Here is a 22,650-nt window from a genome sequence, read left to right on the forward strand (position 1 = left end):
TTTCGTAGATGTTTATGTAATAGAGGCAATTTGTCTGAGGCTCGTGACGGGGGAGCCGGAGCTATTCCCATGCACTGTAATCGCCACTTGAATGCGGGAGCCCTCACCGGCTCTAGTCACCAAGGTACCATTCTGCTCTAGAACGGATTGCTTTGGTTAAGCCTCAATCCTCGCTTGAGCAGCCAGCTGTCGAAGCAATCTTGCTCCTGATTTCTTAGACAGCTAAACTTATTGAAGAGTTTGTTGAAGACGGAGACCTCCTCTATTGTTAATCTAAATGATCTTTGAATTGATGAAGAAGTTCAGATTTGTTCAAATGAAAAAGACCCGGTACAAAGTACCGAGTCTCGTAGAACAATAAAGATTAATCAATGAAGTCAGCCAGTCCGAGGTAACGTTTCAGCATCGTAGCTGCTTGCGAACGAGTTGCTTTTTCAGCAGAACCGATCGTATCGTCAGTCAGACCGTTGATGATGCCTGCATTTACGGCAGCAGCAATTTCTTTCTTAGCCCAAACGATTTTGGAAGCGTCTTTGAATTTCGCAAGCAGTTGAGCTTGATTCGACTCGGAAACTTCGGAAGCTACACCTGCGTAATTCAGGGCACGGATGATCATAGCTGCCAGTTCTTCACGAGTGATTTGTGCATCCGGACGGAACGTATTGTCTTCATAGCCATTGATGATACCTGCTTTGGAAGCTGTTGCAACTGCATCAGCGTACCAAGCGGAAGCGTTAATGTCAGTGAAATACGTATTAGCCGTTACAGAGTTCAGACCCAAGGAACGAACAACCAATGCTGCAAATTCAGCACGAGTAATGTTGCGGTCCGGTTGGAATTGCTTGTCGGATACGCCTTCAACCACCAATTTGTTAGCAAGCATTTCAACGTCTGCTTTAGACCAGTGGGAAGCGAGGTCTTCAAACGATTTGTTTGCTTCGATTACCGTGTAGATGCTGTTGCCGTTACGTTTCAACGTAGCAACAGTTTGACCGTCTTTCGATTCAAACGTAGAAGGCACAAAGCTCAGTTTCTTCGTTGTTTCGTTGTAGAGAGCCCCAGTTGCTTTTTTAGCATCAAGGTTTTTGTTCACACCCAACGTACGGGATACATAAGTGCTGCCGAAATCAACATCGACAGATTTGCTGTTGCCGGAAGCTGTAACGTTGAAGTCAACAGCGTTTTTAATTGGGTTACCGCCTGCGGCATAAACGGCTTTCGTTACGTCTTCAGCAGTAGCGTCAGCAACTTTAGCAATCGTTACGTTGATTTTCGTATCTTTCAGTTCAGCGCCCAATTCTTTCGCGATTGCTTCGAATTTAATAGCCGCGAGCGGAAGAGTATAAGTGCCGTTGTCGTTAATGATCGTTACAGAAACTCCGCCTTTTTTCAGCGCTTCTGCCAGTGCGTCAGCCGGGATAGCCAGCTTCTCACCTTTGATTTTGAGTTTTACTTCTTTAGAATTTTCAAAAGCTCTTTGCAGAGTGAAGGCATCTACAGAATCTCCGAATACTTCGATAACGCCGTCGTTGGAGATAGAGCCGCCACCGCCGCCGCCCCAACCGCTAGAACCGGTGGAGTTAATCGGAGCTTGACCGCTGTTTAGCGCGTAAGCTTCATTACGGTCGTTACCGTAGTAGGTTACCACGTAGACGCTATCCGGAACGGTAGGATTTGTCCAGGTAAAGTTAAAGTCGAAGTATGTAACCTTATCAACCGTTCTGTAGGTTACGTTGGAAGTCGTGATAAGCAGATCTTTGTGGTAGGCATCCGAATATACACTTAAAGATACGCTTTTATCTTGATTATACGTATCCGTATACACGGAACCAGATACAGTCTTGGTGTACTTATCATACTTCAAACTACCAAAATCAATGCCAGCAAATGCAAGCACAGGAAGCAGCGTCGAGCCAATCATCAATGCGGCCAACGCTTGGGATGTTTTTTTCAATACAGTTGATTTCACTTGGGTCTTGCTCCTTTCACGATTGTAAACATTTTTTTTCTCTATTTGACTCATTTCGCATTTCACCTCCCTCCCTGAGCAGAATCGACTGAACCATACCTTTTTCGATTAAAAATCGTCTTTAAGGCCTAGAATCTATTTTAGCATCATAGTCAAAAAAATGGTAGCAAATTGTAGTGTAAATTTAGCTACCATTTTTTATAAAGATTTTTTAAAACTTAGCGTTTACAAGGTTTTGAAATTCTTGGCGTTCATTCGGGTCCTGAGCTACTAGCTTATCATAAAGTGCCTGGTCAGACTTTCCTTGTTTTTGCAAGGAAGCTAAGTACCAGCGAATGTTTTGTTTCGTTGTCTGGTTCTCCGGAGAACCACCAATACCAATCCGGAACATTGCTTCCGCTGCATCGTATTTGCCTCGAACGAACTGAATCTGACCTAAGGCTAAGCCCATTTTACCGGTCTCGGCAAAAGCTTGGCCTTGGCCTTGTTCTTTTGGCAGCAAAGCGAGTTCTTTTTTGCGGGCCTCAAATTGACTGTAAAGCTCAAAAGCCTGGTTCCAGTATTCGTCTTGCTTTTGAGTATTTTTCTTTTCGCGTGCCTTATAACCCAAATCTGTATTTAAAGATATTGCAACCTCGTAGAGGTAAACTTTCCAAGGGAAGCTATTGAGTTTATCATTTGTAAATTGCAGTGCTTCTTCTACTTTATCTTTTTGAATCAGACTGTAAATCTTTCGATCTACCAAAGGAAAGTTAAAGGGCTCTTTTTGCAAAGCTTGATCCAGCAAATTCGTAGCTTCCGTAAAATATTTTTCATCCTTGGTCTGGTTATAAACTTGAAAAAGAATAGAGACTTTTTGATATACATAATCCGGATGATTCGGATGCTGCGACAAGGCATTATTCAAAGGCGTTAAAATATCGTTCAAGTTGTTGTTTCCACTGGCGGCTATAGCTCTAGATTGATTGAATTGGCTGTCAGCGCTCAGCAGCTTAACGGAAATGAAGAAAAGCAGCATAGAAACCAATAGTACTACTGAAGGATAAACCCATTTTTTTGAATTCAATACTTCTTTCCAGTTGCCGTTCAGTTCCAGAGTGTCGTTTGAGATCATAATTCCAAAGCTTAAGAATAAGAGCATTCCCAAGTAAACAAAGCTCATGTCAAAGTCTATAATGCTGTGAACCAGCAGCGAAACCGATGCAATATAGAAAATGAATCGTTTGTTTCGCGTTTGCTCGTCTTGCTTGATAAAATTGCGAATGTAAGTATAGTAAATGAAAATCAGAAAAATCATGAATATAGCAAATCCAACGATACCTACATCCGTTAAATACTGAAGAAAAAAGTTATGTGCCTGGCGGCTGATATACGGATTATTCTGGTATTTTTCATATAGTGCCGGCCAAGCTCCCCCACCTGCGCCAAAAACAGGGTAATCGTTGAATAATTTCATAGCATCTTTGTAGAACGTACCGCGTTCCAAGACACTGTGCTGTTGAAAGTTGATGTTTTCAATACGGGTACGAATATTTTCCGGGAGCAACTTTGTTACGCCGGAATCCGTAAGTAGCAAAACCGCCCCTATTCCGCCAACGATGACGGCAACAACGGGAATAGCTAGAAAAGCGAAACGTTTTTCTTCGAGACGATTTGTTAACTTTTCGATCCATGGAGAAACGAATTTTTGGACAAGAACTGCCAATACCGCATAAATTAAAGAAATCACCAATAGATTGGTCCAACCTGAAAGAGATAAATCGGATTTATATTCGTGAAACAAAGTTACTCCAATTGTCGTTAGTTTATTTAGAATGACTAAGGATAAACCAAAAGATACTACCAAATGGATTAGGTAGGCGACTTGCTTACGCGGTTTAAGAAACGGCAGAACCAATAACAAAACGATTGGCAAAATGACCAGAGCGCCGCGCGATAATGTAACGAAAAAAGAAATGATAATAGGAACGACCATAAAAGCATGAATGCCTATCGAATACCATTTGGAAGACGTAACGACTAAGAATATGGTGACCAGTAAGACTGCAATAAGAAAAGCCGCGTAAGAGTTGGCGTACTGGAAAACCGATGTTAGCCGAGGGCCGTTGGAATCTGACATCACCGCGTGAAGATAAGAAGCATTAGGCTCCATGTTGGCAGCGAACCATTTTACCAGCGCAAAAGCGGCTTCTTTATTGCCAAGCCAGTTCATGACCCCGAAAATAACAATAAAATAGGAAGTGCTGACAAAACCGTATTTAAGTATCGATAGGCCGAGATCTTGCTTTGAAAGATAGTAGGCCAGTGAAAAGAACGCGATATAAATGATTTGAATATAGATTGAATTTGCAGCATAATTAGTTGAAGCTGCTGTGAACGAAGATATGAGATAAGTAATAGGAAGCAGCCAGGCAACAATTACTGCAAGATCCGACTTTTCTTTTAACCTCCAGTGGAAGTACAAATAAATGGAAAGCAGGATCAGAACGACCGAGGCCCAAACGAAGGAGGAGTAGATCGGCCTTTCAAAATCGAAGTTATTCCCGTTAAATAACCCTCTTTGAAAGGGAGCCCAGACTAAAAAAATCAAGGCGATGCTTGATAGTATCCAGAACAAGATTGAGCTTTTGTCGGCGGCTTCAGATGACTTTTTTAGATGAGCAGCATACACATGCTGGCTTTTTTTGGCGTTCATAATCTGGTGTTCTCCTTTATATAACTTGAAATTACGACAAAATCTTATCATAGTTTGAGAGGAGAAGCCAAATTTATTTTCTTTATGTGGATATTGGCCTAAGCGGGAAAGCAGTAAGGAATGGATCAAGTAAATGGCGAATATATCCCAGGGGTAGTATTCATAATACAAGTTTGATAAAATAGCAGAAAGACAGGGATCGACAATTTATAGAGAATTTCAACATTAAACTAAACTAAAAAACAACAGTTGCCTTGCTAGAAAGGATATGTGAATGAATTCGCAAATTCAATATGGTTCATGCAAACATTTATGAATAATTTAGAAGTTTGATTTTAATAAAGTTAATGAAATTTGTTCAGTTATTAAACAGAAATTGCGGGGATTGTAAATGCTTAAGAAAATCTTTGATGTGTACGGTAAATATGGTTTTCTTCTTTCACAATTGGTGGAAAGAGATTTCAAAACAAAATATAGAAGATCTGTATTGGGAATGCTCTGGAGTTTATTAAATCCTCTTTTAATAATGGTTGTACAGTACATGGTGTTTTCTACATTATTTCGCTTTGATATACCAAATTACTCTGTATACTTACTTAGCGGTATTGTTATGTTCAATTATATGTCTGAAGCAACATCTCAAGCTATGACATGCATTATTCAAAATGCTTCTCTTATTAATAAAGTCTACATTCCGAAGTACATTTACCCCTTTTCGCGCGTTTTATCGACAGGAGTAAATTTTGTACTGTCCTTAGCAGCGCTTTACATCGTAATTATCGTGGCAGGCATGAAGATTACTTATGTTCACTTTGCTTTGCTGTACGCAATTCTATGCATGTTTGTTTTTATTATGGGTCTTTCCTTGTTGTTGGCGTCATTGATGGTATTTTTTAGAGATACCCAATTTTTATATAGCATTGCCTTAACGATTTGGACGTACTTGACACCTATTTTTTATCCTGAAAGCATTCTCCCACCGTATATGATATCTGTTATGGAATTTAATCCTATGTATCATTTTATTAGATTTGTTCGCTTTATTATTTTAAATGGGGGCATTCCTGATCCTAAGGCATGGGTGTATTGCGCTTTGTTTGCAATTATATCTCTAACAATCGGAGCATATGTTTTCAAACGAAACCAAAACAAATTTATTCTCAATCTGTAAGGAGAATGGTCTATTTTGATTGAATTAAAAAATGTGTCTATGAAATTTCGCATGGCAAATGACCGAATCTTCAGCCTCAAGGAATTCATAGTAAAGAAAATATCCGGTAAGCTAGAATACAATGAATTTGTTGCTTTGAAAGATGTTTCATTCACAATTAAAAAGGGCGAGGTTGTCGGTATAGTTGGGAGTAATGGGGCCGGTAAAAGCACGTTGCTTAAAATAATTTCAGGAATTCTAACCCCCACTCAAGGAAGTTCTCGAGTTTATGGGACGATTGCACCTATGTTGGAACTTGGTGCCGGATTCGATATTGATTTAACTGCACGAGAAAATGTTTTTCTTAATGGTGCTGTACTGGGGTATTCAAAACAGTATTTAATCGATAAATACAACGAAATTGTTGAATTTTCTGAATTACATGATTTCATGGATGTACCTGTTCGTAATTTTTCGTCCGGTATGACGATGCGCTTGGCTTTTTCAATTGCAACACTGGTAAATCCAGATGTACTTATTGTTGATGAAATTTTGTCTGTAGGTGACGCTCACTTTCAACAGAAAAGCGCTCAGAGAATGCGTGAATTAATGAGCGGCGGGGCAACAGTAATTTTAGTCTCACACAGTATTGAGCAGATTCGCGAAATGTGTTCCCGCATAATTTGGTTAGACCGTGGGACGGTTAGAATGATCGGAAATACAGATGAGGTTTGTGATGCATATACTAGTTACTCAAGGGGCGGGTTCTCGGACAGCGAGGTAGAGTCTGACGTCGATTTAACATCATATAAAGAAAGGCTGTATACGCCGACATTTATTACAAAAATTGATAATAATTATTTTATTGTTGATTGTTGGCATCATCGCGTTATTTTTCATGATAACCTAATTGACCCTATTAAAGAGTGGGCAACGATGCCTGGCGATTTTAGCACTCCTCATTCCATAGCTAGTGATGGCGAAGTGTTTTTAGTGGAGGATACGAAAAACGATAGGGTGAAGATTTTACGACGTAAGGGTTCCACATTTGTTGAAACACAAAAAATCACAGATATTGGTAGCCAGCCTCACAAAATTGTTTACGACGCAAACCACAAACGATTCTATGGGATTGCAGCATCGTCACAAGAGGTATTTGTGTTGAAGAATGCAGGAAAAGAAGTTGTTATAGAGAAAGTAGTGAAGTTAGACTATTTAAATACAGCTTATGTTCGTGCAATTAGTTTAATTGATGGGAAAGTTTACTTTGTTTCTGGTCCTGGGAAAATTGTAGTAGCTGAAGCATCTGATCTAACCTTTGACATAATTGCGGAGTATAAAGTTCCTTTTGAATTACAAGGAATGAATGACATCACTAAGATCGGTTCTTATTATTATCTTAGTGTCTATCAGAATGGAGCTGGCGATATTGCTCCAAGGTTAGTAAGGGTACGGGATCTAAATGAACTGGAAACTAAATACGAGGATATTTATGATTTGCTGCAATTAAAGGGAGTTCCCTATTACTTTTCATTCATTGATAATAGAGTCTACTTAACGGAAATTGATTCATATTCATCAATTATATCGTTTAACATTGTGAATGACCATATTTGTGATCTCCAGTATGTCTACGATATTGGCGAACCAAACGAGTCTTCTCGTAGGCGGCATAGACAAAGATGAAGATATTTAGCAAAGGACAATACAGAGTTTGGGAGGGATTTGTGTGGCAAGACTTAACCTCGATTTCTATGAGCCAAGCGCTGATGATGTCTATTCCGATGGCGATATTGAAAATGAGCTATTACAATATGCTAAAAATGGTGATTCAGATTGGTATAAAGATGGAAGATGGCCTGTTGTATATCATATGTCCCATCTTCGTCAAAATATATTGAATTGGTTTCCTTTTAAGGAAAACTGCACGATTTTGGAAATTGGAGCTGGTTGTGGCGCATTGACAGGTCTTTTATGTGAACACGCTAGTAAAGTTGTTGCAGTAGAATTGACCAAAAGGCGAGCAGAAGTTAATTTTCAACGCCATAAACAATATGATAACTTGGAGATTGTAGTTTGCGATGTGCAGAGTATCCCTTCCGATTGGAAATTTGATTATGTTGTTATTAATGGCGTACTTGAATACGCGGCGTATATGATTAAAAGTGAACAGCCTTATCGAGACTTTCTTGTGGTTTCTTCCAACCATATGAATGTCCAAGGCAGGCTGTTACTAGCAATCGAGAATAGACTTGGATTGAAATACTTTTCTGGTGCGAAAGAAGACCATACAGGTAGGTTTTTTTCTGGCATAAACGGGTATATTGAGGGGGAAATGGTACGAACCTTTTCTAAAGGAGAATTATGCGCCGAAATAAACAAGGCCCAACTTCATGCATTAAAATTTTATTATCCTTATCCCGATTATAAATTTCCCGCTGAGATATTTACCGATACAACGATTTCAAAAATGCCGCCATCCGTTCCAAACTACCCACTAGATATGGCTCGGGTAAAGTTTTTTGAGGAAAACTCTGTATATAGATCCCTGATGGATTTGGATTTAATTGATAATTTCTCGAATTCATTCTTGGTTGAAATAGCTGCATCACCTGAAGAAGTTCCCTCAGACATTGCTTATGTTAAATTAAGTGCAAATCGTAGCGAGCGCTTCCGTATTTTCACATATTTCAATGAAGATAAGAAATTTGTTCATAAACAAGCGTTGCACTCGCAAGGAAAAACACATCTCAAAAACATGAATAGCTTTAGCTGTTATGAATATGGGGATAAAAATTTAAAAAATATAGGTTGTCAGGAACGAAATTCCATCGTTTCTTTTCCGTTTCTTACGGAGAAGACTTTGGAAGATGTTTTGCTTTCAGCTTGTTTAAATAAGGATTGGGATGAATTTAATAGTCACATAAATTATCTGCGAGATTCTTTATATGGCGGTATACCACTGCAAGAACAAATATACTCTCGTGAATTTGAGGAGATATTTGGCCCAAAACAATGCGAACAATCTCTTCGTTGGACGGATAATGCAAATGTAGATATGATCGCGGGAAATATTTTTATTGCAGGAAATTCATATAAAGTAATTGACTATGAGTGGCATATGCCATGTAAAGTGCCACAGGAATTTGTTCTATGGCGAATGCTGAAACAATTTGTAAACGATCACCAGCTAGAAAATTTTCTTACCAAAGATATGCTATACCTTTTGCTTAATATTGAGGAGCAGACAGAAAATTGTTTTTCTCAATGGGAGATTCACTTTGCTAAGAACTATGTTGGCATAAAAGATTTGTACAATCTTGCTAAAGATAATATATTTCTCGATATTGAACAAGCAGTTTCACAGCAAATGAAAGACAGAATCCTACACAGTACTTTATTTTTTGATCTGGGACATGGATTTAATGATCACGATTATGAAATTAATATCGCAGAATATTCCCCGATCGGTTTTGCTGTAACCTTCACAAAAGAAATGCTGAAAAATGCAAAACTATTAAGATGGGATCCTCTCGAAGGTAGTCCTTGTTGTATAAATGTAGTAAAAATTGAAACAGACGGAATATTTACTGATATCAAGCCTATTAATGCAGAAAGATATTTAGACAATAAAGGCTATGAGTTTTTTACTTTTGATCCTCAGTTTCACTTAATTGGGGACTTTTCAACCGCTACTTATTTGAAGGTCTTTTTTTTGTGTGAAATCTTAGATTGGAAACAAGGCTATCAAAAGCGAGAAGAAGAATTGTTCCTGTATCGTCAAAAAATAGACGAACAAGTATTTCTTAATCAACAATTGAAAGCCGAATTAGCCAATTTAAATCAATTGTCAGATAGTCTTCAAGTGCAATTAAATTCAAAACTTTATCAATTGACAGCAGTGCAAACGGAACTATCTGTAAATCAAGAAAAACTCCAGCACACCTTGTCAGATCTGTCTGAAACGCAAAACGATTTAAACAAGGTGCAAAATGAATTGAGTCGGACACAAAATGAATTAACTCATATACAAAACAGTCTAAGTCACATACAAACTCAGATGAAAGAGAACCGCATAAAAACGGCGATAAAAATATTACTATTTGGTAGTGTCACTAGGAGGAAATCGGGTGAGTAAAGTCAGTGTCATCATGCCATGCTATAATGATGGGGCTTATATAGAGGAAGCTGTGGCCTCCGTGTATGCACAAACCTACAAGGATATTGAATTAATTATTATTGATGATGGGTCCGATGACAAGCACACATTAGAGGTTTTAGAGCGAATAACAAATTCAAATACTAAGATAATTAAGACAAGTCGAGCACGTCCAGCGGGCGCAAGGAATGCTGGAATTGCACAAGCGACAGGAAAATATATTCTTCCTTTAGATTCAGATGATAAAATTGAGAAAGATTATATTGAAAAAGCAGTCAAAATTTTGGAAGAAAATCAATCTGTTGGGGTAGTTTATTGTTATGCGGATCTATTTGGAGAAAGGAGTGGCAGATGGGACCTTCCAAACTATTCGTTAGAGAAGATGCTTCTTGATAATGTCGTTTTTGTAACTGCCTTATTTTATAAAGAGGATTGGGAAAAGGTCGGAGGATTTCATACTGATATGTACCATGGTATGGAAGACTATGATTTTTGGCTCGGTATCATAGAACTAGGTCGTGAAATTTATCAGATTCCTGAAGTTCTTTTTCATTATAGGATAAAGCCAACTTCACGCACGACAGAATTTTTAACCAATGTTGATGTTGTAAAGCAAACTTATCAACATATTTATAAGCATCATCCCGTACTTTTTGAGAAATATAGAGACAAATATGCTATGATTTTGAGAGATGCGCTTATAGAACAAATTTTTCTATGTAGGTCACTACAGGAAAGCATTACAATTTTAGAGAAAATCAAACGTATCCCAATACTTAAAACAATTATTAAAAAATTTGTTATGAAATAAAAGGAGTTTAACAATGATAATTTTTACATCAATTTGTGCAAACTATTTGCATAAAGCACGTACCCTGGCCAAGTCAGTAAAAGAAAATATTCCTGATGCAACTTTTGTTATATGTTTGACTGAACGTGAAGTTCTCCCACAGTATGAGTACGCATTTTTCGATGAAATTATTTTGGCTAAAGACGCTTGGGAAGGTAATTTTAACCGGTTTATTTTCAAACATGCTATTGTTGAAGCTTCGACAGCAGTTAAAGGACAGTTCTTTCGTTATTTATATAAGGCTTTTCCGGATGAGCAAAAGTTCGTATATCTTGACCCGGATATTTACGTTTATTCGGATTTTACTGAGTTAAGATCACTTTTAGATGTGAGACCTATTGTTGTTTGCCCTCATTTGCTTGAACCCGGGAACATTGATATGGAACTTTCAAGTACAGCCCATGGAGTATATAATCTCGGTTTTTTGGGTGTTAATCGTAGTGAAGAAGCACAAAACTTTATTAAGTGGTGGGCAGAGCGTCTTTATTTGTTCTGCTACGATGATATTGGACGTGGCATTTTCACGGATCAGAAATGGATCGACTTAGCTCCTTGCTTTTTTGATGTTGAAATTTTCAAACATAGGGGTTACGATTTTGCGCCATGGTCGTTGTTAAACTGTGAAATGAGTGAGCAAGACGGACACTTTTACATAAAGGGTGATCCTTTACGCTTTATTCATTTTTCGGGTTATGGAGAAACGGCAGAAAAATGTATGAGAGATTGGCTTCCGGAAGGCGAGCATCCTTTTAAAAAGCTATATGCCGAGTATTCTAAAATTCACGATTCGAATAATTCAGATCTTATCTCTAAAACACCTTGGTCTTATAGCTGCTACGTTTCAGGGGAAAAGATAGATGATACAATTAGAGTCGCTTACCGTAAAGATTATGATGTGATGTTTAGTGTAGAAGATCCATTTGAATTAAGTAACGCATATTTCGGTGATAAATTAAAAGTCGGTAAGTTTATTAAAAAGTCTAAGAGCATTTTATCAAAAGCAATTAATATTATTCGGACTCAAGGTTTCAAATCTTTTTTTAAAAAGCTCTTTAACAAGGTTCTTGCGTTGAAGGCTTAACTGATCTGATGATCTGATGAGGATACAGGAGCTATCGTGATGAAAACCATTCTACAATTAAGTAAAAGAGTTTTAATTTGCTTAGCACTACTCTTAGTAGGTAATTTAATTATATTTAGTACCTTCAAATCTTCAGCGGAACTTTATATAAGCAATAAAGGACAGGCAGCGACAATTAATTTTTTATATGATAATTTCAAAGAGGGATATCCGTTCGATGACTCTCATATGACACCAGATATTTCTCTGCAAGGGGGAGGAATCCAAAAAGTTGCTGTTCCAGTATCTTTAGAAAAATTAAATAAACTCCGTATTGATTTTGGAACAATTCCACAATCCTTTGAAATTCATTCTTTATCTATCATCAAGTCTCCTCTTTACGAAATAAAAATTTCAGGAGACGAGTTCTTAAAACGATTTTCCAACAAAAATGACATAAGTAACTATATGGTAAAAGACGGTATTGTTAATATTCATACTTCTGGTACAGATGGTCATATTTATTCCCTGGGCGTTCTGGAAAATTCACCCATTGCTTTTCGGCAGGAGTTTTTTCAACAAGAGCTTTTTTTTGTTATTGCAACTTTCCTATTCGTTTTCATAGATAAAGTTTGGCTGCTTATTAAAAGTATTTCTGTAATATTATTTGGTTATTTCAAGAAAAGCAAAGATCTTATTCAATCTCGAAAAAGTAAGCGAGATAGAATACTTGGTTTTATTCTTGTTATTTTTTATTCTTCACTCTCTGCTTTTTTGCTTGATGTTGTTATTTTACGCTTTATAGCAATAATTGCACGAAGCTGCGGTTTTGATACACTTTATCGTTATTTTTCTCCTGCGTTTACATTTTCTTTGGGTAGAGTATATTTTTTCTTTATATTTATATTTGTAGCAGGATTGTTGGCCTACTTAGGCAAAAAAAAAGCAATTCGTTATCGATACGCGATAGCATTTTTATTATTAGTACTTTTAGTTTGTGGCCGGTTTACAGGCTCATCATTAGGGGCATATGACGGGATGCTTCAGGGCAATTCACCGAATTTTGTACAAAGTACCTTATTAGGTATTCCTCAGGGAATTCGCGGTGATGAATGGGCGACTGAGAAACCATATTATTTTGCTCAAGTTATGTCCGGGAACGAATTACCTTATTTTAACAATAAGTTAAGTTTTAATGGCAATGATATGGTAGTGTCTGCCTTTGCACCGGTTAAAGATATCATCATACTAGCTCGTCCTGACTTGTGGGGTTTCCTTATATTACCGCCAGATTTTGCTTTTTCGTTTTATTGGTGCTCGCGTTTAATACTATTATTTATGGCTTCTTTTGAAATGGGCTTGCTTCTGACTAGACGTTATCGCTATGCTTTACTCACAGCTATGGTCATCACTTTTGCTCCTCCAGTGCAATGGTGGCTATCACAAGCGCTGATGTTAATGTTAATGAGTGGGCAATTTGCGGTAGTTTGTTTCAATAATTACTTGAAATCCAAAACCAATTACGGGAGGATACTTAATCTATTAGCTATTAGCTTTTTCGCGCTAGTATATATATTCACCATGTATCCCGCAACCCAGGTTCCTTTAGCTTACATTTTTTTAGCACTCCTTATTTATTTGTGTATAGAAAACAAGAATAGAAAGCCACTCGCTCCATTGCGCCTTTTTCAATATATGCTTATGATGGCGCCTGTTGTTGGGATAATTGTACATTTTTATACTAAATCAAAGTTTGCCATTCATACAATGATGAATACAACTTATCCTGGTACGAATAGACCATGGATACCGCTTCCATGGGATTACGATTTGTATCAATTTGTGAATGTATTTACAGCAAGTATTCGACATCCTCATTTTTTGAACTCTAGTGAAATTAGCCAGTTTTATTCGTTTATCCCGTTTGTAATTTTAATTTCTACATTTCTTCTCCTGCGTTTCAAACGGAGATTGTTGCTCCTTGCACTTTTGTTAGGTGCCTCTGTTATACTTTGGCTGTTTTCCTGGATGCCACAAATATCGATTATAAACAAAATCACATTAATGGACTTTACTTATCCTGTAAGAATTACTTATGCTTATGGATTTGGTTTTACTTTACTGGTCGTTGCTCTACTACCTTTGCTGGAAAAGAAAATAAAATTTTTTTCTCCTAAGACTGCCGGTATTATTTCAGGATTAATTTGCTTCCTGACTCTCTGTATTTTAACAAACAGTGACAATATTTTTGGTTACTATAAAGCTTTTACACTGGGTACTAGTTTAATGGTTCTCGTAGTAATTTTGATGTCGTATATGGGATATTTGCTACTGAGTGGGGGTAAAAAAAGAATTCGCTTATTTTCTACACTTCTTTTAGTTTTGTCCGTTGGTTCAACTTGTATGGTTAACCCGATCACTCAAGGTATCGATGCCATGTTTGCGAAATCAACAATGGCTAAAATCAGAGAGATAGACGCTAAAGATAGTGGGAGATGGATGGTGAGCGGTAACCCCACAATTTCTAATCTGGTTACAGCCCAAGGAGTCGCAAGAACAACAGGTACTTATTATTATCCTGATTGGACAATGATGAGGATAATTGACAAAGAACTTCGTTTTGTGAATTTATGGAACCAATTCGCTCATATCGATATGCGTTTAACAGATGGAACTTTGGACTTCTCTCTTTTTGATCATGAAAAGAGTGCAAAGGTTAATGAAACAAATCGTATTATATATATTCCAATCGAAACTGCAAGAGAATTAAAAATCAAATATATATTCACAAGTATTGCCATACCACAGTCAATTATTGATAGAGGCGAGGTAACCTTATTATACCAAGATAAAGTTGATCCATGGTCAATTTATCGTGTTAATTGAAGTTGAAGATAGTTTATTTATAGTACGCATTATGTTAGTTTTTTCAGATATATCTAACGACGTAATTTCTAAGTATGGGCTTTTATGTTAAGAGTTCCTTGTAATTGGATGACGCTATTCTTTTTTATGTATAACGATTTTCTTTATAATTATATAAGTGGAGGAAACACATGAAAGGCATTATACTTGCAGGTGGCACAGGTTCCCGTCTCTACCCATTAACAAAGGTGACAAACAAGCACTTACTTCCCGTAGGGAAATATCCAATGATTTTCCACGCAGTCGCTAAGCTTAAAGATGCGGATATCCAAGACATCCTCATCGTAACTGGCAAGGATCACATGGGTGATGTCGTAAATTTGCTCGGCAGCGGTCGAGAAATGGGCGTAACGTTTACTTACAAAGTCCAGGACGAAGCAGGCGGAATTGCACAAGCACTAGACTTGGCGGAGCATTTTGTAGGTGACGATCAAATGGTCGTTATTCTTGGTGATAATGTCTTCTCTGACAGCATCGCTCCTTATGTACAAAACTTCAAAAAACAGCAAACGGGTGCGAAAATCCTGATCCAGGAAGTTCACGATCCTAAAAGATACGGTGTACCTGAACTCGATGGCGATAAAATCGTTTCTATCGAGGAAAAACCGCAGAATCCTAAAAGCAGCTATGCGGTTACGGGAATTTATATGTTTGATAGCTCTGTTTTCGATATCATTAAAACTCTTAAACCTTCTGGACGCGGTGAGCTGGAGATTACGGATGTAAATAATGCCTATATCGGTCGCGGTCAACTGACCTATGACATTCTCCAAGGCTGGTGGACGGATGCGGGAACGCATGCTTCGCTTGCTAAAGCCAATGAGTTAGCCCAAGATTTGTTGTTCGGCGAAGAATTCGGCAAGCTAAAATTGTAGGCAGGTGACTCTTATGAACATCATACCAACAAAACTAGAAGGCGTAGTGATTGTTGAACCGGCTGTATTTGGAGACAATCGCGGCTTTTTCATGGAAAGCTACAATAGCGAGAAATTCAAAAAACTCGGCATTGACTATGATTTTGTTCAAGATAACCATTCCTTGTCTGTAGAAACGGGAGTTTTGAGAGGACTTCATTATCAATTGAATCCGAAAGCCCAGACAAAACTGGTGCGTGTAGCTGCAGGGGCTATTTATGATGTAGCCGTTGATATTCGGAAAGGCTCCCCTACTTTCGGACAATGGGTTGGGGTCATCATAAGCGCGGCGAATAAAAGGCAACTGCTGGTTCCAAAAGGTTTTGCTCACGGCTTTTGTACTTTGGTTCCGAATACGGAAGTGTTGTATAAAGTGGATGAGTTCTACTCGCCGGAGCATGATCGCGGGATCGCGTGGAACGATCCGGAACTGGGCATCGATTGGCCGACGGCTAATCCGATTTTATCCGATAAGGATGGCAAGCATCCTGTTCTTAAAGATGCGGAGATTAATTTCGAATAACGGAGGCTAATCATGAAAGTATTGGTTACCGGCGGCGCCGGTTTTATTGGCAGCAACTTTGTTATTTATATGCTTAATAAATATCCGGATTACCAAATCATTAATCTGGATGCCCTTACCTATGCGGGGAATCTGGAGAATCTGTCCAGCATGCAAAATAATCCTAACTATACCTTTGTTAAAGGCGATATTGCAGATGCCCAACTGGTGGACGAATTGTTCCAGAAGGGAATTGACATTGTCGTCAATTTTGCCGCTGAATCTCATGTGGACCGCAGTATTCTGGATCCGCAAATCTTTATAAAAACCAACGTCTTGGGTACGCAGGTTTTGCTTGACGCTGCTAAGAAATATGGCGTGACCAAGTTTGTTCAAGTATCGACGGACGAAGTTTATGGTTCTTTGGGCGAAACGGGTCTCTTTATGGAGTCGACACCATTGTCGCCAAATAGTCCTTATTCTGCGAGCAAAGCCGGCGGTGACTTGATCGTTAGGGCGTATCACGAAACTTTTGGGATGAACGTGAATATTACCCGCTGCTCCAACAACTACGGCCCGTACCAATTCCCGGAGAAGCTGATTCCATTAATGATCTCCAATGCTCTTAATGATAAACAGCTCCCTGTATACGGGGACGGACTGAATATTAGGGACTGGTTGTATGTCGAGGATCACTGCAGCGCTATTGATTTGGTTATGCATAATGGAGTTAGCGGTGAAGTGTACAACGTAGGCGGCAATAACGAAAGAACGAACATCCAAATTGTAAAAACGATCTTGGAACAGCTTGGCAAACCGGAGTCTTTAATCACTTACGTTCAAGACCGTCTTGGCCATGACCGCAGATATGGGATCGATGCGACCAAAATTACCAATGAACTCGGCTGGAAGCCAAAGTATCATTTTGAATCAGGGATTAAAGAGACGATTTCCTGGTATTTGGACAATAAAGAATGGTGGCAGCGAATCCAATCGGGGGCCTACCAAGAGTATTACAATAAGCAATATGCTTCCAGGCTGGGTGTTTAAGCATGAAAGTATTGGTAACCGGGGCAAACGGCCAATTAGGACAAGATGTTGTCGCTTTGTTTCAAAAGCAGCATCAAGTGACAGGCTTGGGGCGTAATGAACTTGATATTGCAAGCCTGGAGCAATGCTTGCGACAAGTGGAACGGGTTCAGCCCGACGTAATCATACATTGTGCCGCCTATACAGCAGTGGATCAAGCGGAAAGCGACGAGGACCAAGCCTACTTGGTTAATGCTGCAGGTACTCGCAATTTGGCAGTGGCTGCGGAAAAAATCGGGAGCAAGCTTTGTTACATCAGTACGGACTATGTGTTTGACGGACAAGCGACAGTTCCCTATAAGGAATATGATAATACGAATCCGACCGGGGTTTACGGTAAATCAAAGCGAGCCGGAGAGTCATTGGTTCAATCTCTATGTTCCCGTTATTTTATCGTTCGGACCTCTTGGGTTTATGGGCTTCATGGAAACAACTTTGTTAAAACCATGTTGAATCTGGCCAAGGACCGGGATCGGCTCAAGGTAGTCAGCGATCAGGTTGGTTCGCCTACGTTTACAGAAGATGTGGCTGAATTTTTATTGACATTAGTTGCAACAGAGAAATATGGTATTTACCATGCTTCGAATTCCGGCGTTTGTTCGTGGTATGATTTTGCCAAAGCCATATTTGAAGAAAGCGGCGTAAACGTTACTGTGGAGCCTTGCACGACAGAAGAATTTCCAAGACCGGCCCCACGGCCTAAGTATTCGGTGATGGATCATTTGTCCATTCGTACGAATGGGTTTGAAGATTTGCGTCCTTGGCGGGAAGCGCTGAGAGATTTCCTGGCTAAATTGGAGCGTTCCTCAATATGAAAAAGGTTAGCGTTCATATCGTTACCTTTAACAGCGAGCCCTATATTCGAGAATGCCTTCAGGCGGTACTGCAACAAAATTACCCGATCGATCGTATTATAGTTATAGATAACGATTCACAGGATGGCACGCTGAATGTGGTGCGCGAGTTTGAATCGGATCGTTTAACTATTGTATCGAATAAGGTGAATGCGGGTTTTGCCGGAGGTCATAATCAAGCGATTCGAATGGCGGCCAGCGACTATTATTTAGTGCTTAATCCGGATGTCACGCTGCATCCGGATTACGTTTATTATCTGGTCCAGCGGATGGAGCAGGATGCCTCGTTGGGAAGCGCCACCGGCAAGCTTTTGTTCAAGCATTCACCTAACGAAATCGACAGCACCGGTTTGTTATTTACCAAGTCTAGAAGAGCCTTCGACCGCGGGGCGGGGCAGGATTCTTCATTGTGGGATGAAGAAGGAGATGTAATTGGGGTCTCGGGCGCCGCTGCACTGTATTCCAGCAGCATGGTTCGAGATGTTAGTATTGATGGTGAGTTTTTCGACGAGGATTTCTTTGCTTATAAGGAAGATGTAGACGTTGCATGGCGTAGCCGTCTTTTAGGATGGAACGCTCTGTATTGCCCTGCAGCTCAAGCCTTCCATAATCGGGGGTGGAAAAAAGGGGCGAGGACGAAAGTTCCTTTGCGCGTTCGCAGATTTTCTTATATTAATCGTTATAAAATGATTGTAAAAAATGACCATTGGCTGTACATCTTAAAACACTTGTTTCCTATTCTGTTGTATGAGCTGGGAAGTTTGGCCTACTTCATCGTCCGGGAGCCAGGAGTTCTTGGGAGCTGGCGTAATTTTTTTGCTACAATCAAAAGCACTGTTCATAAAAGGCGTGTAATACAAGATAAACGAAAAGCTCAATTCGAAAATATTTACTGTTATTTTAAATAATGCTTTTCGATCAGTCATACTTTTGAAAAGTATTTCATGATATAATAGGAATACATGTCTAGTTTATGGAGTCAGTTTATGGACTTAAGTATTATTATTGTTAATTACAATACGTGCGAGCTCACCTTGAATTGTTTAAAATCGGTTTATTTGTCGGAAACGGACTTTACCTATGAAGTGATCCTGATTGATAATCATTCCGTGGATAACTCCGTCGAGGCTATCCGGGCAAACTTTCCGATGGTTCATTTGGTGTGCAATGATGCCAATCTTGGATATTCCAAAGCGAACAATCAAGGAATGCGATTGGCTAAAGGGCGTTACGTCCTTTTGTTAAACTCAGACACGGTTGTTCAACCCGACACTTTGCATACGATGATCCAATTTATGGATCAACATGCGAGTATCGGAGCGGCGGGCTGCAAGGTGGTGCTGCCTGACGGGGCGTTAGACAAAGCGTGCCGTCGGGGATTTCCTACCCCTTCCGCTTCTTTTTACTATGCCTTTGGGTTCTCTAAGTTATTTCCTGATAAGCCGAAATATAACCAGTATCAGCTAAGCCATCTGGACCCGGATCAAGATTATCCGGTGGATTGTTTAGTCGGTGCTTTTATGATCGTTCGTAAAGAAGCAATCGATCAAGTGGGGATGCTCGATGAAGAGTTTTTTATGTATGGCGAAGATATCGACTGGTGCTATAGAATAAAGCAAGGTGGATGGGATATTCATTATTATCCGTACACTCAGATTATTCATTATAAAGGCGCTAGCAGCCGACGCAAGCCGTTTAAGATCATTTACGAGTTCCACCGTGCTATGTATTTGTTTCATCAGAAGCATTACCGAAAAAAGTATTCATTTTTGGTGAATGGTCTCGTATATGCAGGAATTACTGTGAAATTTTTGACTTCTTTATTATTAAATCGTTTTGGATCGGTGAGGTGAGAAAATGGTACGGCAAAGTCAGGGGTTTTTATCACAGATTTATGCTTTTACTGACTTTATTTGCGTGCAGCTCATTTTCTTATTTTCATGGTGGCTGAAGTTTAAAAGCGGCTGGATTCCATATGATAATCCGCTCCCCTTTCATAACTATGCATTGTGGAGCTTAATATACGGCGGGATAGCGATTTTCTTAAGCTACTCTTTTAACTTTTACACGCCGAAGCGCAGAAAAAAGTTTTCATATGAACTGTTCACGATCATTCAGGTTTATACAATTAGTTTATTAATTTTGTTAAGCTTCCTGTTTATTTTCAAAGAGCTTGATATCTCGCGTTCTTTCCTGCTGTTGTTTTTGGTTAATAATATACTCGCGATCAGCTTTTACCGCTATATCCTTAAGACCTCTTTGAAGCGTTTGAGGCAGAAGGGATATAACAAACAATTCGTATTAATTCTGGGCGCGGGTTCGATCGGGAAAAAATTCTATCGGAATTTATTGAAGCATCCCGAATTGGGTTATGAGGTAGTTGGTTTCCTGGATGATTTTCATGATTGTCACGAAGCGGGTTTTGAAAACTACAAGCCTATCCTTGGACGGGTCGATGAGCTTGAGGCCATTCTGGAGACGACATTGATTGATGAAGTGATCATTGCTTTGCCATTGGACGCTCATCATAAGTTCGGAAAAATTATCAACACTTGTGAAAAGGCCGGAGTTAAAACGTTAATCATTCCTGATTATTTTGATTATCTTCCGTCAAAGCCGTATTTTGATAATTTCGCAGGCATTCCGTTAATTAATGTCAGAGATATTCCTCTGGATGAATTTAGAAATCGTTTTTTCAAGCGAGCCTTTGATATCGTATTTTCTTTAGCCGCAATTCTTATTACACTGCCATTATTAATCCTTATTGCTATTGGCGTGAAAATTACTTCTCCGGGTCCGATTATTTTCAAGCAGGAGCGTGTCGGCTTAAACAGACGGAATTTTATGATGTATAAATTCCGTTCGATGCGGGTACAAACGGAACAATCTTCCGATACCCAATGGACGACGGAAAACGACCCGCGTAAAACAAAGTTCGGAACGTTCTTACGGAAAACGAGCTTGGATGAGCTGCCGCAGTTTTTCAACGTATTATTCGGACATATGAGTGTCGTCGGGCCCCGGCCGGAACGTCCTTATTTCGTGGAACAATTTAAGGAAGAAATTCCGAAGTACATGGTGAAGCACCACATCCGCCCGGGGATTACAGGCTGGGCTCAATCCAATGGGCTCCGCGGCGATACGTCCATCGAGGATCGGATCAAGTACGATATCTTCTATATCGAGAACTGGAGCTTTTTGTTCGATATTAAGATTATTTGGAAGACGATCATCAATGGCTTTGTTAATAAAAATGCATATTAATTATAGTGTTATTTCTTCAAAAAATTGTATCTTTTATTTGGAGTTCAATGTTAGAGGCGCTGGCTCTCCTTTGAGTTGGTGCTTCATTTGTGTAAAGAAATGAATTTAGTGGATGCTCCTTTTAAACAGCCGATGTTAAACTAGCACGAGAGGGGAGGGTAGTTGAGGAGGCTTACCGTGAGTAAAAAAACCAATGGGACTATCGAGGGACTGCGAGGGTTCCTTGCTGTTTCTGTATTGATATTTCATATTTATGGATCTGCGGTACTCGAAAAATATATAGTGGAAGTACCAAAAGAAAATTTGTTTTATCTTATTAATTATGCAGGTCCAATATCAGTACAGAATATTACGAATTTATCCAGTCTTTTTAACATTACATCTATTCATTTTTGCAATTGGACCAATAATCGGCTATAAATGGATGAAAGATATCGATTTTGTAAAGTACATCGTACACTTTTTTTCGAATTTATTTTTATTACCAGGCATCTTTCCGCTTCCTATAGCCCAAATTGTAGCGTGGTCCTTAAGTTATGAATTTTTATTTACATAATCTCAGGATCTATTATATTTATCCTTAGAAAAACCTTTGTACAGAAAATTTTTAGAGTTCTTTGTTATATCCTCCTAGCTCTTACTTGTATCATTATAGTCTCATTCCATCCTAACTTGTTATTTTTCATTGTTGGTATTGCAATCTTTTTGTTTGAGAACAAGTTGAAAAAATGGTACGGATCTCGTAAAGTATTTTATTTTAATGGTATTATTTTTTTAGGATTAATGTTTTTTTCTTATCATATTGAAAATTTCAATATTTTTTTACCGCTACTGTTAAGTTTTCTTTTTTTCCAGACCATTATTTTCGAGCAAGGTGTATTTTCTAATTTTCTTAATACAAAACCATTAAGATATTTTGGGAAAATAAGCTATAGTTTGTATATGTGGCACACTTTTGTCATGTTCCCTTTGAAGATCGTTGTGCCCAAAATAATTTCGTTATTTAAGATTCCCTTATCTTTGTCATTTATGATCTACGCTTTTCTCTCTATTGTTTTATCAATAATTATTTCAGACTTGTCTTATAAATTCATTGAAATAAAAGCAACCGGCTGTGTTAAGAAGATATTGATGAAGAAGAGGGGAGACAAGGTGATACCTTCGGTTCCTTCATAAAATTATTATGGATAACTCCTATAACCTACCCGTTATAGGAGTT

At 38.8% G+C, this 22,650-nt stretch carries 15 protein-coding genes; 13 read left to right on the forward strand and 2 right to left on the reverse strand.

Annotated features, from left to right (window positions below):
• Nucleotides 1-364: 364 nt before the first annotated feature.
• Together PEH01S_RS30585 and PEH01S_RS30590 are read right to left on the reverse strand one after the other, a co-directional pair.
• Nucleotides 365-2,023 (reverse strand): S-layer homology domain-containing protein, encoded by a 1,659-nt coding sequence (locus PEH01S_RS30585; protein WP_127489942.1) that lies wholly within the window; start codon nt 2,021-2,023, stop codon nt 365-367.
• A 157-nt stretch (nt 2,024-2,180) separates the two neighbouring features.
• Entirely contained in the window at nt 2,181-4,664 is a 2,484-nt protein-coding gene (locus tag PEH01S_RS30590) for an O-antigen ligase family protein (protein WP_127489944.1), read from the reverse strand.
• A gap of 391 nt (nt 4,665-5,055) precedes the next feature.
• Here PEH01S_RS30590 and PEH01S_RS30595 point away from each other — a divergent pair, with 391 nt between their 5' ends.
• From PEH01S_RS30595 to PEH01S_RS30655, 13 genes are all read left to right on the forward strand, one after another.
• Nucleotides 5,056-5,835 carry an ABC transporter permease gene (locus PEH01S_RS30595; RefSeq protein ID WP_127489946.1) on the forward strand — a complete coding sequence of 260 codons (780 nt, stop codon included), beginning with the start codon at nt 5,056-5,058 and terminating at the stop codon, nt 5,833-5,835.
• Nucleotides 5,836-5,850: 15 nt separating this feature from the next.
• Nucleotides 5,851-7,500, forward strand: coding sequence for an ATP-binding cassette domain-containing protein (locus tag PEH01S_RS35615; RefSeq protein WP_246063111.1), 1,650 nt, complete (start codon nt 5,851-5,853; stop codon nt 7,498-7,500).
• A 43-nt stretch (nt 7,501-7,543) separates the two neighbouring features.
• Entirely contained in the window at nt 7,544-9,952 is a 2,409-nt protein-coding gene (locus tag PEH01S_RS30605) for a methyltransferase (protein WP_127489948.1), read from the forward strand.
• Nucleotides 9,945-10,784 (forward strand): glycosyltransferase, encoded by an 840-nt coding sequence (locus PEH01S_RS30610; RefSeq protein ID WP_127489950.1) that lies wholly within the window; start codon nt 9,945-9,947, stop codon nt 10,782-10,784. Before PEH01S_RS30605 ends, PEH01S_RS30610 begins: the two co-directional genes overlap by 8 nt.
• Before the next feature lie 13 nt (nt 10,785-10,797).
• The gene (locus PEH01S_RS30615; protein ID WP_127489952.1) at nt 10,798-11,904 is read left to right on the forward strand and encodes a glycosyltransferase family protein; all 1,107 of its coding nucleotides are present in this window, start codon (nt 10,798-10,800) and stop codon (nt 11,902-11,904) included.
• Between the two features lie 39 nt (nt 11,905-11,943).
• Complete coding sequence (locus tag PEH01S_RS30620; protein ID WP_127489954.1) at nt 11,944-14,769, forward strand: DUF7657 domain-containing protein; 2,826 nt, start codon at nt 11,944-11,946, stop codon at nt 14,767-14,769.
• A 170-nt stretch (nt 14,770-14,939) separates the two neighbouring features.
• Nucleotides 14,940-15,683, forward strand: a complete 744-nt coding sequence (locus PEH01S_RS30625; protein WP_127489956.1) for a sugar phosphate nucleotidyltransferase — start codon at nt 14,940-14,942, stop codon at nt 15,681-15,683.
• 13 nt (nt 15,684-15,696) lie between these two features.
• Complete coding sequence (gene rfbC / locus PEH01S_RS30630; protein ID WP_127489958.1) at nt 15,697-16,245, forward strand: dTDP-4-dehydrorhamnose 3,5-epimerase; 549 nt, start codon at nt 15,697-15,699, stop codon at nt 16,243-16,245.
• Nucleotides 16,246-16,257: 12 nt separating this feature from the next.
• Nucleotides 16,258-17,274: a dTDP-glucose 4,6-dehydratase gene (gene rfbB / locus PEH01S_RS30635; protein WP_127489960.1), complete on the forward strand. Its 1,017-nt coding sequence runs from the start codon at nt 16,258-16,260 to the stop codon at nt 17,272-17,274.
• A gap of 2 nt (nt 17,275-17,276) precedes the next feature.
• Nucleotides 17,277-18,128 carry a dTDP-4-dehydrorhamnose reductase gene (gene rfbD / locus PEH01S_RS30640; RefSeq protein WP_127489962.1) on the forward strand — a complete coding sequence of 284 codons (852 nt, stop codon included), beginning with the start codon at nt 17,277-17,279 and terminating at the stop codon, nt 18,126-18,128.
• Nucleotides 18,125-19,075, forward strand: a complete 951-nt coding sequence (locus tag PEH01S_RS30645; RefSeq protein WP_127489964.1) for a glycosyltransferase family 2 protein — start codon at nt 18,125-18,127, stop codon at nt 19,073-19,075. Before rfbD ends, PEH01S_RS30645 begins: the two co-directional genes overlap by 4 nt.
• Nucleotides 19,076-19,153: 78 nt before the next feature.
• A complete protein-coding gene (locus tag PEH01S_RS30650; protein WP_127489967.1) occupies nt 19,154-20,020 on the forward strand; it encodes a glycosyltransferase family 2 protein in 867 nt (288 codons plus the stop codon).
• A gap of 4 nt (nt 20,021-20,024) precedes the next feature.
• On the forward strand, nt 20,025-21,431 hold the full coding sequence (locus PEH01S_RS30655; RefSeq protein ID WP_127489969.1) for an undecaprenyl-phosphate glucose phosphotransferase: 1,407 nt from the start codon (nt 20,025-20,027) through the stop codon (nt 21,429-21,431).
• Nucleotides 21,432-22,650: the final 1,219 nt, after the last annotated feature.

It is taken from the genome of Paenibacillus ehimensis NBRC 15659, assembly GCF_004000785.1.
In the GTDB taxonomy this organism is placed as follows: Bacteria; Bacillota; Bacilli; order Paenibacillales; family NBRC-103111; genus Paenibacillus_G; species Paenibacillus_G ehimensis.